This is a genomic window from Alteromonas sp. B31-7 (assembly GCF_015767655.1).
Taxonomy (GTDB): Bacteria; Pseudomonadota; Gammaproteobacteria; order Enterobacterales; family Alteromonadaceae; genus Alteromonas; species Alteromonas australica.
Map to the genome: position 1 here is coordinate 3386032 of NZ_CP065233.1, position 15473 is coordinate 3401504.

General features: G+C 45.9%; 14 protein-coding genes. All 14 read right to left on the reverse strand.

The window, feature by feature from the left end:
- Window positions 1-16 precede the first annotated feature (16 nt).
- A complete protein-coding gene (gene ppnP / locus IUA53_RS14695; RefSeq protein WP_044056368.1) occupies window positions 17-301 on the reverse strand; it encodes a pyrimidine/purine nucleoside phosphorylase in 285 nt (94 codons plus the stop codon).
- A 174-nt stretch (window positions 302-475) separates the two neighbouring features.
- Window positions 476-2497, reverse strand: coding sequence for a methyl-accepting chemotaxis protein (locus tag IUA53_RS14700; protein WP_196897311.1), 2022 nt, complete (start codon window positions 2495-2497; stop codon window positions 476-478).
- A gap of 351 nt (window positions 2498-2848) precedes the next feature.
- A complete protein-coding gene (locus IUA53_RS14705; protein WP_044056366.1) occupies window positions 2849-3445 on the reverse strand; it encodes a DUF938 domain-containing protein in 597 nt (198 codons plus the stop codon).
- Between the two features lie 19 nt (window positions 3446-3464).
- Window positions 3465-6089, reverse strand: coding sequence for a methionine synthase (gene metH, locus IUA53_RS14710; RefSeq protein ID WP_081869443.1), 2625 nt, complete (start codon window positions 6087-6089; stop codon window positions 3465-3467).
- Between the two features lie 8 nt (window positions 6090-6097).
- The gene (locus IUA53_RS14715; RefSeq protein WP_082052853.1) at window positions 6098-7168 is read right to left on the reverse strand and encodes a homocysteine S-methyltransferase family protein; all 1071 of its coding nucleotides are present in this window, start codon (window positions 7166-7168) and stop codon (window positions 6098-6100) included.
- Between the two features lie 3 nt (window positions 7169-7171).
- A complete protein-coding gene (metA, locus tag IUA53_RS14720) occupies window positions 7172-8110 on the reverse strand; it encodes a homoserine O-acetyltransferase MetA (protein ID WP_044056365.1) in 939 nt (312 codons plus the stop codon).
- A gap of 88 nt (window positions 8111-8198) precedes the next feature.
- Complete coding sequence (locus IUA53_RS14725; protein WP_231401164.1) at window positions 8199-8687, reverse strand: DUF2802 domain-containing protein; 489 nt, start codon at window positions 8685-8687, stop codon at window positions 8199-8201.
- 37 nt (window positions 8688-8724) lie between these two features.
- On the reverse strand, window positions 8725-9216 hold the full coding sequence (locus IUA53_RS14730; protein ID WP_044056364.1) for a chemotaxis protein CheW: 492 nt from the start codon (window positions 9214-9216) through the stop codon (window positions 8725-8727).
- A 16-nt stretch (window positions 9217-9232) separates the two neighbouring features.
- Entirely contained in the window at window positions 9233-10081 is an 849-nt protein-coding gene (locus IUA53_RS14735; protein WP_044056363.1) for a chemotaxis protein CheW, read from the reverse strand.
- A gap of 6 nt (window positions 10082-10087) precedes the next feature.
- Complete coding sequence (locus IUA53_RS14740; RefSeq protein ID WP_044056362.1) at window positions 10088-10852, reverse strand: ParA family protein; 765 nt, start codon at window positions 10850-10852, stop codon at window positions 10088-10090.
- Between the two features lie 35 nt (window positions 10853-10887).
- Window positions 10888-12018 (reverse strand): protein-glutamate methylesterase/protein-glutamine glutaminase, encoded by a 1131-nt coding sequence (locus IUA53_RS14745; RefSeq protein WP_196897312.1) that lies wholly within the window; start codon window positions 12016-12018, stop codon window positions 10888-10890.
- A 30-nt stretch (window positions 12019-12048) separates the two neighbouring features.
- Complete coding sequence (locus IUA53_RS14750; RefSeq protein WP_196897313.1) at window positions 12049-14265, reverse strand: chemotaxis protein CheA; 2217 nt, start codon at window positions 14263-14265, stop codon at window positions 12049-12051.
- Window positions 14266-14277: 12 nt separating this feature from the next.
- Window positions 14278-15033 (reverse strand): protein phosphatase CheZ, encoded by a 756-nt coding sequence (locus tag IUA53_RS14755; RefSeq protein ID WP_044056359.1) that lies wholly within the window; start codon window positions 15031-15033, stop codon window positions 14278-14280.
- A 34-nt stretch (window positions 15034-15067) separates the two neighbouring features.
- Entirely contained in the window at window positions 15068-15451 is a 384-nt protein-coding gene (gene cheY / locus IUA53_RS14760; RefSeq protein WP_012517682.1) for a chemotaxis response regulator CheY, read from the reverse strand.
- Between the last annotated feature and the right edge of the window lie 22 nt (window positions 15452-15473).

Consider the following 15473-nt stretch of genomic DNA (forward strand, 5'->3'; position numbering starts at 1 on the left):
ACCCTTGGCAAAATGACTAGCTATAAAAACACAAATAGGCTGTCGCTACTGAGACTTTGACGTCAAAAGAAACATTTGCTTCAACCTCAAATTCTGTGCCCGCAGGATAAGACGTCCACTCATCACTGTTGGGTAGCTTCACTACCAATTCACCCTCAACCACTTTCATTAGCTCATGTTGCGTGGTACCGAAGGTATATTCACCTGGTGACATGACACCAGAAGTACAAGGCCCCTGGGCAGATTCAAACGCGATTGAGGTAACTTTGTTATCGAAATAATGATTCACTGAAAATGACATCTTGTATCCTTTATCTTTAAAACTTTATTTTACAGTAACCTAGTTGAGGCTACTGTGCATGGGGTTATAAAAATCAAGTTAGACTAACTTAGTGCGAATTCGACTACCTCTCCCCCTTGCACTCCCTATTTGGCGTCCCCAAAAACGTGTGGTACGGGCGGTATTTTTTCAGTGCTATATTTTAAATTGCCCTACCAAATCTTTTAAATCGCTTGATACACCGCTAAGTTGAGTCGCTTCCACCGCTAACTCTTGGGCGTGAACACTGGTTCTATCGCTTAAATCCGTAATGGCCACTAACGACGAGTTAATATCTTGCGCCGCTTGCGTTTGTTGTTCTGTGGCTTGCGCAATATAAGTACTTTGCTCATGCACCTTGCCAATTGCACTATTAATTTCAATAAGCGTATTGACCACTCTTTCTGTTTTTTCCACGCCAGAGTCAGAACGGGCCTTGCCACTATTCATCACTGCATCCGTTTGTTCCGCCATATTCTGCAGACGTTCCACCATACGGCGAATATCCGTGGTTGATTCTTGGGTTCGACTAGCTAACGACCTCACTTCATCAGCCACCACGGCAAAGCCTCTGCCTTGTTCACCCGCTCTAGCCGCTTCAATGGCAGCATTTAATGCCAGTAAATTTGTTTGCTCTGCAATGCTGTTAATCACATCGATGACCGCACCAATGTTATCTGACTCCTTGCTCAACCCACTAACAACTTCAACACCGTCACTGACCGATACCGCCAACGAACGGATTTCCGCCATGGCCTCTTTTGCCTGATTACTGCCTAACTGCACCAACTCATCGGCTTCTGTTGCGGCAATACTTGATTGTGATGCATTATTTGAAATTTCCACCACCGTTTGCGCCATTTGGGTGACCGCAGATGAGACGTTATCAACTTGATTGCGTTCTTGATTAATTTCGTCGCTGGTATTTTGTGACACATCACGTAGATGCGCCGCTGCCTCCGCCACCGCTTGCGTATTTAACGCGGTTTCTTTCAGTAAATGGCGAAGTTTGTCTGTGAAAGTATTAAATTCTTGGGCAAGGGCACCAATTTCATCATTGCTATGAACGGTGAGTCGCTTGGTTAAATCCCCTTCCCCTCTGGCAATTTCTGCCATTGCGTAACGCATGTTGACTAAAGGCGTGGTTATTTTTGCACTAGCAATAAAAGTAATCAGAGCAATCAGTACAATGATGATAAGTGCAATAATAATCGCGGTAGTGATTGCACCCTCAATGGGGCCATCGATGATACTGGCCGGTATCAAAATACCCAGCGACCAATCCATGTGAGGCGAGGTTAAATTAGCATGGCGAAAAAAGGCCACGTATTCTTTCCCTTTCCAGGTGACTTCAACCATACCATCACTGGCGGTAGAGATTTTTCCTGCCAGAGTTGAAAATGCCGATGTTTCATCAAACAGTGTGTCAAAGTTAGCCAACGAAGAACTGAGTGGCAACTCTTTACCCTGTTTTGGGAAATAGACGATATTTTGATTTTCATCTAACAGGAAGGCCGTACCTTGCCCCTGGTATCTAATGCTATCAATGACCTTGCCTATTGTACTGATTAAAATATCGACGCCTCCCACCCCAATCAGCCTTCCTTTTTCGTAGACAGGTTTTTGTACTACCGCTGAGATACTGCCATCTTGTGAATCAACGGCAGGCGGGGTAACGTAAAGTTGACCAGCATCAACGGCGGCGTTAAACCAAGGTCGTTTGGTAGTGAAATACCCATAATCAGGATTTCCTGCATTAGGTCCGCTGGTATCTACGCCAACTCTTCCCTCTTCGTAAAAGTACTCCCCGGTTAGGGCTGAGCCAAAAAACGCCGATTTAATCACAGGGTCATCATGACTAATGTTAGTGAAAAGTTGATAGATTTTAGCGCTGTTTTTCACGCGGCCATCTTCGCCGCCTCGTTGGGTATGTTCATAGAAGAAGGTTTTAAGAAAGGGGCTGCTAAGAAAGGTTTCTGCTACTCCTCCGTACTTGTTAAAAAAACCTTCCACCTCATTTGCTTCTCGCGCAACCAGTGCGCTGACGTCTTGTTGGACGCGCTCACGGGTGTTATCAGCAACGATATTTACCAAGATGGTAGCGGCGATAGACAGCATGACGGCAATACTACCGCCTACGATCAGCATAAACTTTTTCTGTAGCGAGAGTGATTTCATAGCGACTTCTCATTGTTATTTTTATGACTATTTGCAGTGGAGGAGAATAAAACCATTGAGATGGGCGCCAACTGCAATACAACTAACTTCTTCGGCTATACGCGAGATAATGAATGGAGGACAGCGTCACAGCATTGCGCCATGTCGTACGTTTAAACTGTCAGATGAATAAAATGACGAGTAAAAGCGAACGTGACCACATCCACTATTCATGAAGTTATCAATTACTTAAATATTCACAAATAATTGGAATCTACTACTGTCTAATAGATTGGCGTTGTTTACAACTATAGATAGAAAAAATTTGCAATTATACAAAAGTGTAAAAATAGAGTAACTTTTCTGGGTTAACTAATTCTTGTGCCATTCCAATAGTAGGTTATTGGCCGGCATGGTATGTACTTTCTGCAGTTGTAGAGAAGGTGCCCACGTTTTTAGCTCATCAATATCCCGATATCCCCCATAGCCTCGCGCCAATAATGACTGATGAAAATCGAGGTTACTTTGCGAGGAGAATTCACCGTTTTGGGTAAAGGGCCCATATTGGCAAAATACGCCCTTGTGGGGCAGGTTTTCAGCAATCATTGACATAAGTGACTGAATCTCTGCTTTTTGCATGATATGAGCAGTATTAGCGCTAAAGACACCGTCAAACGAACCGGCTCCTGCCGTCTGAGGGAAGTGATCCACGCCCACGGTAAAGGACACTGGCGGTTCAATATTATCCACAGAAGAGGCCATTAACCAAGCGGCGATACCGGCATGGTTAACGGCTTGATCACTACAATGCCAATGCAAATGTGGCAAATGCTCAGCAAAAAAAACCGCATGCTGGCCGGTCCCACTGCCCACTTCCAATACGCGTTTCGTATTGGCAAAGGCACGCTCTAGCACATGCAAGATTGGGCGTTTATTATTTTCGCAAGCTTGGCTAAACGGTTTTTCCATTGGGTATGTCTTGTTGTGATTAATCGCTTAAATTAGGAGACAGCCATTTTTCTGCCTCTTCCAGTGTCCACCCTTTACGGGAAGCATAGTCTTCAACTTGGTCAGACTGAATCTTTGCCACGGCAAAATATTTTGACTCTGGGTGGGCAAAGTACCAACCAGATACCGAAGCCCCTGGCCACATGGCATAACTTTCTGTGAGCTTCATGCCGGTATGTTTTTCAGCATCGAGTAAATCCCAGATAACTTGCTTTTCAGTATGCTCTGGACACGCAGCATAGCCTGGCGCAGGACGTATGCCTTGATACTTTTCTCTAATAAGCTCTTCATTAGATAAGTCTTCATCCTTTGCATACCCCCAGTATTCTTTGCGAACACGTTCATGGAGATATTCAGCAAAGGCTTCTGCCAACCGATCGGCCACCGCTTTTACCATAATACCGTTGTAGTCGTCACCGGCTTGTATAAACTGGTTCGCGAGTTCGTCTTCGCCAATGCCGCCCGTGACCGCAAATGCGCCCACATAATCACGAATACCTGAGGACTTAGGTGCAACAAAATCACTTAAGCAATAATTGGCAAACTTATCTTTAAGGGTTTGCTGACGAAGGTGGTGCCCCACAGCTTTGATTTCACCGCGTTCCTCATTGGCATAAATCTCGATATCGTCGCCTACACGGTTTGCTGGAAATAGGCCTATCACACCTTTTGCTTCTAAGCTATTGTCTGCAATAATAGTATCGAGCATCGCGTTAGCATCGGCAAATAACGACTGTGCTTGTTCGCCCACAACCTCGTCTTCTAATATGCGAGGATACTTGCCTGCCAATGACCATGTTAAGAAGAAAGGCGTCCAGTCAATATAGTGCCTAAGTACCGATAGGGACGCCGTTACAGGTGTTACCCCTAGCTTGTTAGGCGCAACGGGCAGCACTGAGAAATCGGGCTGATAGGCATTGTCACGTGCCTGCGCTAACGTCACCGGCTTACTCCGTGGTTTTTTCCGTGCGTGCTGCTCCCGAACTTTGTCGTATTCCGCAGCCAATTCTTTCGCGTAAATATCACGAGAGCCTTTATTCAATAGCTTTTGACAGACCCCTACCGCGCGGCTGGCATTAGGTACATAAGCCACTGGCGAATGATAGTTCTGCTCGATTTTCACCGCAGTATGGGCTTTTGAGGTGGTAGCCCCACCAATTAACAGGGGAATTTCATATCCTTGGCGTTCCATTTCTTTCGCTACATGCACCATTTCATCGAGGGAAGGCGTGATTAACCCTGAAAGGCCTATCATGTCGACATTTTCGTCTTTGGCAACCTGTAAAATTTTTGCCGCAGGGACCATGACGCCAAGATCGATCACTTCAAAGTTATTACACTGAAGTACCACGCCCACTATATTTTTGCCAATATCGTGAACATCCCCTTTTACCGTTGCTAGCAATATTTTGCCGTTGCTTTTAGCGTCATCTGATTTTTCTGCCTCAATGTAGGGCTGTAAATGAGCCACGGCCTTTTTCATCACACGGGCTGATTTCACCACCTGCGGCAAAAACATCTTACCTTCACCGAATAAGTCACCCACCACGTTCATGCCGTCCATCAACGGCCCTTCAATAACATGCAATGGACGCTCGGCTTTTTGTCGTGCCTCTTCGGTATCATCAATAATAAAGTCGGTAATACCTTTAACTAACGCATGCTCTAAACGTTTGTTTACATCCTGTTCGCGCCAGCTTAAATCTTCTTTCGCAGCGGCTTTTCCGTCACCTTGATAATTAGGGGCAATATCAAGCAATCTTTCAGTAGAGTCGCTTCTTCGATTGAGTATCACGTCTTCTACCGCATCGCGTAACTCAGCTGGAATTTCATCATAAACTTCCAATTGGCCCGCATTCACAATAGCCATATCCATACCTGCACGAATGGCATGGTAGAGAAATACTGAATGCATGGCTTCTCGAACAGGGTTATTGCCTCTAAATGAGAAGGAAATATTCGATAGCCCACCAGAAATGTGAGAATGGGGACAGGTTTGGCGAATGACACGTGTGGCTTCAATAAAGTCTACTGCGTAATTATCATGTTCTTCTATACCTGTAGCCACAGCAAAGATATTGGGGTCGAAGATAATGTCCTCAGGTGGAAAGCCAATGTCTTCTGTAAGCAGCCTGTAACTGCGTTGGCAAATTTCAATTTTACGGGCTTGGGTGTCGGCTTGCCCTTTTTCATCAAACGCCATGACTACTGTTGCAGCGCCATATCGTTTAATTTTCTTGGCCTGTGCTAAGAAACTTTCTTCACCTTCTTTTAAACTAATGGAGTTGACAATAGCTTTGCCCTGCACGCATTTTAACCCCGCCTCAATGACTTCCCACTTCGAAGAGTCAATCATAATAGGCACACGGCTAATATCCGGCTCAGAAGCAATGAGGTTTAAGAAGGTGACCATGGCTTGCTTCGAATCGAGCATTGCCTCATCCATATTAATATCGATGATTTGTGCACCGTTTTCTACTTGCTGGCGTGCGACATCTAAAGCAACTTCATAGTCGCCTTCTAAAATTAACCGTTTGAATCGAGCTGAACCGGTTACATTGGTTCGCTCACCAATATTAATAAAGGTTGAAAATTCTGCGCTCACATTACCTCCTAGTGTACGAATGGCTCAAGGCCTGATAGGCGCATTTTGGGCGCAATATTGGGCACGGCTCGGGGTTTTATACCTGCAACGGCGTTAGCGATATCTGCAATATGTTTTGGTGTGCTGCCACAACAGCCCCCCACAATGTTCACTAGGCCAGATTCCGCCCACTCTTTAATATGCGCGGCCATTTCTTCCCCTTCCATATCGTATTCACCAAACTCGTTTGGAAGACCTGCATTCGGGTGAGCCGACACTAAGCACTCACTAACGCCAGCAATTTCGTCTACATATTGGCGCAATAAATCCGGCCCTAAAGCACAGTTTAGTCCAAAGGAAAAGGGCGCTACATGTCGCATAGAATAATAAAAGGCTTCTGCAGTTTGACCCGACAAAGTTCGACCTGATGCATCTGTAATGGTGCCTGACACCATGACAGGTAAGGTGACATTCAGCTTTTCAAATACACTATCTACTGCATAGGCAGCGGCCTTCGCATTCAGCGTATCAAAGATGGTTTCAAGCATGATAAGGTCGACCCCACCTTCAATTAAGGCCTCTGTGGATTCACTATAGGCCTCCACTAATTCATCAAACGTGACGTTACGTTTGCCTGGGTCGTTTACATCTGGCGAAATAGACGCGGTGCGGTTAGTTGGGCCAAGCACGCCTGCAACAAAACGTGGTTTATCTGGTGTTTTCTCGGTATACGCGTCAGCCGCTTTACGCGCCACTTTTGCAGCAGCAATATTAATATCACGTGAATACGCTTGCATATCGTAATCTGCCATAGCGATAGTGGTGGCGTTAAAGGTATTGGTTTCAATAATGTCGGCACCCGCCTCAAAATACGCACAGTGTATGTTGTAAATAATGTCGGGCTGAGTGATCGCGAGTAAATCATTGTTACCTTTCACGTCACAATGCCAGTCGGCAAATTGTGTTCCGCGATAGTCTTCTTCTTCAAGTTTATGCTCTTGAATCATGGTACCCATAGCACCATCGAGAATAAGGATTCGTTTTTCTGCTGCTTGCGTTAACAAAGCTCGCTTCTTGTTTGAGATAGATTGTAAGCTCACGCGTTACCTCTTTGGCTGTGGTTTTTCAGCAAGCTGATTTAAATCGTACGGTGTGGTTTGATAAACAAAATAGTTTAACCAATTTGTAAATAAAAGGCTGCCGTGAGAACGCCAACGAACCATTGGCGGCTCATTCGGGTTATCGTGTTGAAAATAGTTCGCAGGCACTTTCGGCGTTTGCCCTGATTGTAAGTCTCTTAGGTACTCATCCTTCAACGTATCTGGGTCGTACTCGGGGTGCCCGGTCACAAATACCATACGCTTATCTTCAGAGGCCACAACGTATGCCCCCACTTCTTGAGATGAAGCCACCACGTTTAACCCATCAATGCTGTTGTAAACTGACGTGTCGATATGCCCGTAACGAGAGTGCGGTGCAAAAAACGTGGGGTCGAAACCTCTGAGTAATTCATTATTGGGATCTAACACTTGATGTTCAAATACCCCAGAGAACTTTTCTTTTTTAAGCTCCCTCATCACCCCATGAAAATGATACATGGCGGCGTGTGCTGCCCAACAAAGATACAAGGTTGAGTTAACATGACGTTGCGCCCATTCCAAAATGGTGGTCATAGACGCCCAATAGTTAACGTCTTCGTAGTTTAAAAGTGCAAGAGGTGCGCCTGTCACAATAAGCCCATCATACTTTTTATCTGCAACTTGTGAAAAGTCATGGTAGAAGGCATCCATGTGCGATTGAGGCGTATTCTTAGGGGCTTGGTTATCAATTCGAATCAAATCAACGTTGATTTGCAAAGGCGTATTTGAAAGCAGTCGAAGTAATTGCACTTCGGTTTCAATTTTATTCGGCATCAGATTCAAGATACCTACCTCAAGGGGGCGAATATCTTGGTTTGCTGCCCTGTCACTCTCCATCGTGAAAATGTTTTCGCCCAGCAACACATCCTGAGCGGGCAGTTGATCGGGAATACGAATTGGCATGAAAAGCTCCAGTCATTTTTACAATGACTGTATTGTGGCAATTCACGGGAAGATGTCAACATCTTTACGTCTAGACGTCTAAATGAATTTAAGAGCCAGCGGGTTGACGGTGTACCATACTCAACATTTCGGCCTCTGCCCGCGGTATATCGCATGCCTCCATTATTTCTTCAATAGAGGCGCCTTGCTTCACCAATTCAGCTGCGCGTTGATAAAGGCGAAGGGAAGGATCTTGTAGTTTGACTTCGCGCAGTTGGTTTTCAAGATCGTCAAACTTACCTTGCAACGCTTGGATGTGTCGCGTCACCACGAGGTTGCGAGCTTGCTCTTCATTTTGCTGATGGGCAAAGTTGCGAACCGAAGAGACCGTTTCTTCTAAACGGTTATCATACTTGGCTTCAAGGTTTTTGATCCCTTGCTGGAGTGATCTTATTTGCTTAAACAGCCAAACTATCAATAATGAAAGCACAACAACGAGCACCAGCAATATACTTTCATAAAGTGTCGGTGCGATGAACTGCATTTCCATTTGCGCTAGGCCTTTTAACTTGGTGAAGTCATTAAACAAAAAAGGCAAGTAACTAGGTTACCTGCCTTTGCAGAATATGACAGGCTTATAAGCTACTTAGCTCATCCCATTCATCATCACTAAGGAGTTTGTTCAAATCTACCAAAATGAGAAGTTCACCATCTCGGTTACTCACACCTTGGATAAATTTAGCACTTTCCTCAGTACCCACGTTCGGCGCACTATCTATTTCAGAAGAGCGTAAATAAACCACTTCTGCCACGCTATCGACCAGGATACCTACCACTTGCTCATCTGACTCGATGATAACGATCCGCGTATTGTCGGTAATTTCCGTAGGGGGTAACCCAAAACGCGCTCGGGTATCAATAACCGTAACCACGTTTCCGCGTAGGTTTATGATCCCTAATACATAATCAGGCGCGCCGGGCACTGGCGCTATTTCGGTATAACGTAATACTTCTTGTACCTGCATTACGTTAATACCGTAAGTTTCTTCACCTAGGCGATAAGTAACCCATTGAAGGATTTCATCGTTGCTGTCGGTGGCATTACTGTTTGTTCTTTCATCGCTCATGAACCGGCTCCCAATACTATGGCGTCTGGTCGTTACTGCCTAAGCCTTTGTTAAGCATAGATATTAATTCGCTAACGTCAATTAACGCGCACATTTTTTCTTTTACCATCCCCGCTAACCAAGGACGCTTACCTACAGACTCACGCCATTTGACGTCAGCTTTCGTTAAAGTGACAGTATTGACGAGCTTTTCGCAAGCCATCCCCCACCAGCTATCTCCTAACATAATAAGATATCGGTAGTTTAGAGATTGTGCGAGGTTTTCGTCATATTTTTCTGGCATAACCCACTTTGCACTGTCAACCACATTAATTTTTTCCTCTCGATGGATCATCACACCCATAAACCAATCAGGCTTACCAAAAAGAGGCCCCACTTTATCAAGTTGATGTATTCCACCAAGCGTAGTCAGTGGAACCGCGAGGGTCAAACCCGCTACCTCAAAGAATAACGCTTGAAAGCGAGAATCGAGAGTATCCTTTAGTGGAATTTTTTGCTCTGGCGGTATATTTCCGCCTTCTTGACCCGCCGAAACCTCTGAAAAAGCCTGCTCATTGATATCTTCAATCAGTTGAGCGTCGCTATTTTCACCTTCCTCGGCTTCCACTGAAGAGGGTATATCCCTTTTTTCGACAACAGGAGGTAGCGGGGTTTCCACCGGTACCTCTGGTTTAATCGTTGTCTCTTCAATACTGAATGTTTCATCTGCACTTAACCCGCTCTCTGCGAGTTGCTGTGCAGCTTGCTCTAATAACCTAGAGGTACGCGCAGTCACATCGCCTGGATCTTCCTCAGGCTCTTTTAGAAGGCTATCTAGATAGGCTTCCATAACGTCTTCTCGCGCGAAGGGAGACTGCTTACTCATGCTAGGTTATTTCTCCAAAACCTCTAATAATTTTGCATAGGCCGTGACACCACGTGTTTTCGGGTACGCGACTGAAATAGGTAACTGTACAAGACTTGCATCTCTAAAGTGAGTATCAACGGGCACAACACCTGTCCAAACCCGCTCGCCGTAATCGGTCATGAGTCGTTCACGAGACGCCAATGCGGCATTCGTACGTTTGTCAAACATGGTCGGAATAATGACAGTATCAAACGACTTTTGTAATGAGCGCCCCATAATTTCCATGGTTCGAATCATGCGATCGAGACCTTTTAATGCTAAGTACTCGGTTTGCGTTGGCACAATCACTTTATGGCACGCTGCAAGTGCGTTAACCATTAATACCCCAAGTACAGGCGGACAATCAATAATGACTACATCAAACTCGTGCTCTACCTTGGCCAGTGCCTTTTTCAGCACTAAACCCATACCTTGTTCGCTCCCCATGGTTCTATCTAGGGTAGCTAATGCCATTGTCGCGGGCAATACGTATAGGTTGTCCAACTTGGTAGGACACAAACAGTCCATCACTTTATCGGCAGATATGTCTGGAGATTGAATAAAAATATCGTAAACCGAATGACTTAGCGCTTCTGCATCGATTCCAAAATAATAACTTAAAGACGCGTGGGGATCAGTATCGACCATAAGCACACGCTTCCCCGCCTGTGCCAATAATCCACCCAGTGAAACGGTTGTCGTGGTTTTCCCTACCCCGCCTTTTTGGTTTGCAACTGTCCACACCTTCATTACGATATTCCTAGCAAAATTAATAAACGCGCGACTTACTTCATTTCAGTTTGGATACAGGTACTCATATCGTCAATATTGATACTTTTTTCCGAGACACCCGCCACTGCAACGGCTTGCGGCATTCCATATACCACACAAGAAGCTTGATCTTGTGCCCATATTGTCGCCCCTTTGTCTTTCAATACACGACAGCCCTCTCGGCCATCAGCCCCCATTCCGGTCAGGATTACACCTAGTACGTCTCCGCCATAGGCTTTTGCTAGCGTTCCAAACGTTAAATCAACGCTGGGTTTGTAGCTAATTTTGTCAGAGGGATTCGCATCTGTAATGGCAATCGTCTTTTTAACACCTTGCCCTTCAATAAGCATCTGCTTGCCCCCTGGCGCCAAATAAGCAACACCAGGATTTAGCACATCGCCATGCTCAGCCTCTTTCACCCCAATATGGCAGTGAGTATTAAGCCGCTGCGCAAATGCGTGAGTAAACGTGCCAGGCATATGCTGAACCAATAATATCGGGTACGGAAAATCTGCGGGCAGTGGCGTGAGTACTTTCTGAAGCGCTACGGGTCCGCCTGTAGAGGCACCTATAGCAAGACACTGGTACTTTTTACCTGACGCCTGTACCGACGATACTGTGGGCTGAGTGACAGCCTCTTTTCTACCCGACAATAAACTGGACGATTTTAAAAAGGGTTGCCTAGGTGCATTGGCGGGCAGCTTGCAAGTTTCTATCCGCTTGAGTAAAGGCCGACTTAAGCCCCCACTTCGCCGTGCAATTAACCGCACCTTAGTACATAACATGCGAGCTGCGTCTTTTCTATCCTTAGCGATATCTTCAAACTTTTTAGGAAGAAAGTCTAAAGCACCTGCTTCAAGTGCGTCTAAGGTCGCCTGCGCGCCATGATGTGTAAGAGATGAAAACATCAAAATAGGCAGTGGTCGCTTAGCCATAATTGCTTTAACGGCAGAAATCCCGTCCATCACGGGCATTTCTACGTCCATTGTCACAACATCTGGCGCTAACGCGTCAATTTTCTCTAGGGCTTCTCGACCATTCTTGGCTTCGCCAACAACTTCTAGCTCTCTATCATCGTCAAGTATCTCGCGAACCCGACGACGATAAAAAGACGAATCGTCCACCACCAGGACTTTAAAGACCATGGATGTATATTTCCTATTTGTTTCGTCGTTCTACTTTAAAGGTTTACGCGCGTACCGTTTAAGTAAACTTGGAATGTCTAGGATGAGGGCGATACCGCCATCAGAAGTGATTGTAGCGCCAGCCATGCCAGGCGTTCCCTGTAACAAGGCATCTAGCGGTTTAATGACGACTTCTTCCTGTCCAATCAATGCATCTACTACAAAACCAACTTGCTGCGTGCCTATTTGAACGACGACAACGTGACCTTTTTCTTTATGAATATTTTTAGGGCCACGAATTAACCATTCACCCAAGAAGAACAACGGTATCGCTTTAGAGCGCACAATCATTGTTAACTGGCCATCAACGGTATTGGTCTTTTTGATGTCCATATTAATGATTTCGTTAACCGCGCCTAAGGGTAAAGCAAAGGTTTGCTTGCCAACGACAATCATCAGTGTGGGCAGGATAGCTAAGGTTAACGGAACCTTGATATCAAGGCGCGTACCTTTGCCCAACTGTGAGTCGATGTTAACCGTACCATTCAGTTGATTAATCTTGGTTTTCACTACGTCCATGCCTACACCACGCCCAGAAATGTCACTGATTTCTGTTTTCGTGGAGAAGCCTGGCGCAAATATTAAGTTAAACGCTTCAACGTCAGACATTCTCGCTGCGGCATCGGCGTCGAGTACACCACGACTTATCGCAATGTCTTTTAGCTTATCAGGATCCATTCCCTTACCATCATCTTCGATAGTCAGTAGGATATGGTCCCCTTCTTGAGACGCCGACAATTTGACTGTTCCCATGCGAGGCTTACCAGCCGCAGCACGGTCATCTGGCATTTCGACACCATGGTCTACCGAATTTCGAACTAAGTGAACCAATGGATCAGCCAATGCTTCTACTAAGTTCTTATCTAAATCGGTCTCTTCACCTTCTAGTTGCAGCGTAATTTCTTTTTTCAGACTTCGCGCCAAATCTCGTACAACGCGAGGGAAACGCCCAAACACTTTCTTGATGGGCTGCATGCGCGTTTTCATCACCGCACCTTGCAAGTCACCGGTAACCACGTCGAGATTGGCGATGGCCTTTGTCATGCTTTCGTCATTGGTATTAATACCAAGACTTAGCAATCGGTTACGCACCAATACCAGTTCACCCACCATATTCATGATTTGATCAAGGCGTTTGGTGTCAACCCGAACCGTTGTCTCTGCTTGCGGCGGAGCTTGCGCGGCTTTTTTATCGTCTTTCTTAGCGGCTTCTTTCGCTGCTGGAGCCTTAGCTGCCGGCGCTTTGGGCGCTGGCGCGGCTTTCGGTGCAGATGCAGCCGCTTGCTGTTGCTTCGCCTTTTGTACCGCTTGAGTCGCCTTCTCGTCCACAGGCGCTGGGGCCGGTTTAGAGGGAGCTTCCTCTTTCTTCGATGGCCCTTGTCCTGAGCCATGAAGTTGATCTAGCAGTGCTTCAAACTCATCATCAGATATTTCGTCGTCTGAACCTGCTGGTGCAGTAGGTTGTTGCGCTGCGGGTTTTGCCGGCTCGGCTGCCTCTTCACTACTGAATTGACCTTTTCCATGAAGCTCATCGAGCAGTGCTTCAAATTCATCGTCTGTAATATCATCCCCCCCGGCTGGAGGCGTTGGCGCTGCAGGTGCTGGTGCCGCTTTGGACGCTGCGCCAGGTGCACTAGAGCCGTGAAGCTCATCAAGAAGTGCTTCAAATTCGTCTTCGCTTATATCGTCAATACCACCGTCAGATGCAGCTTCCTGAGCCGCTGGCTCTTCAATGGCAAACTCTTCTTCTGGTGCCTCACTACTCGGCGCGGGCGGGGCAGGCGCGTCATCGTCACCGAAGATATTCTCCCCTGGCGTTTCAGGATGACTTAACTTATGCAGTGTATCGACTAACTTCGCGTCTGCGGGTACAAGAGGCTCGCGCGATTTTACATTTTCGAACATCTCTACAACCACATCGGTGGCTTGTAATATGATGTCCATAAGCTCTGGTGTTAAGGTTCTTTGACCGTTGCGCATGACGTCAAAAACATTTTCTGCGCCGTGGCAAATTTCAACCAACTCAGTGAGTGATAAAAATCCTGCTCCACCTTTGACAGTATGGTAACCCCGAAAGATTGCATTTAATAAATCTGCATCCTCTGGATTGTTTTCAAGATCAACGAGCTGTTCTTGTAATTGTTCAAGTATCTCCCCGGCCTCAACCAGAAAGTCCTGTAATATATCCTCGTCAACATCAAACGACATGCGCCCGCTCCCCTAAAAACCTAAGCTAGACAAAAGGTCATCAACATCATCTTGGCCAGACACAACGTCATCTCGCGTGTCGGCATCGATAATGGGGCCTTCCGCCTCTACACCATCGATCTTCTTGACCGTTTCGACCGGTGTTTTCGTCTGTTCAGATGTCTCAGGCTCACCAAACATAGTAAGCATGTTTACTAAGCTATCTTCAACTTCCTTAACCAAATCTATAACCCGGCGAATCACTTGCCCGGTCAGGTCCTGATAACCTTGTGCCATTAACACTTCGGTCAGTAACTGTGTAAGTTTAGCTGATTGTTCAGCGCCGTCTTCCAACAATTCGTCTAAATCTGCACATAAAGCTTTGAATTCGCCTAGTTCAATTTGACGGCTCATTAGTTTTTTCCACTCTGGCATCACGCTGCTTATGCGTGAACTTAATAGTTCAGCAATTGGCATGCTGGCCTCAACGGCATCCATAGTGGTATTTGCGGCTTTTTCTGTTTCTTCAATGACATAGGTAAGACGCGATTGCGCATCGGGAATATCATCATTGGCCAAGTTTTTGATGCGATCATCAATTTGGAAGTTGTTTAACGCGTCGTGAAGTTGGCGCGTCAATTTTCCAACCTCGGCGAAGAGCTCAATAGACTCTTTCATTGACGCCGCTTCTAAGATGGCATTAGCTGAAGCAGAATCACCCTCTTCCAAATAGGCAACCAATTGTTTGGCTTCTTCAAGGGTAATAGGAACATTTACTTGTGTTGACATCCAGTAAACCTCATATCTCTGGTGAGCGTCTGGATCAACCTAAACGTTCGAAAATTTTATCGAGCTTCTCTTTTAACGTAGCAGCAGTGAATGGCTTAACAACGTAACCGTTTACACCGGCTTGCGCTGCCGCAACAATCTGCTCTTTTTTCGCTTCTGCTGTTACCATTAACACAGGCAAATGCTTAAGCTTATCGTCAGCGCGAATTGCGCGTAACAGATCGATGCCTTGCATGCCTGGCATGTTCCAATCGGTTACTACAAAATCGAAATCGCCTTGCTGTAGCATAGGTAAGGCGGTACTGCCGTCATCCGCTTCCTGGATATTGGAGAAACCCAAATCTTTAAGCAGGTTTTTTATGATACGTCTCATGGTAGAAAAATCATCAACCACAAGAATTTTCATACTTTTATCCAAAATAGCCTCCGCTGAGGGGTTA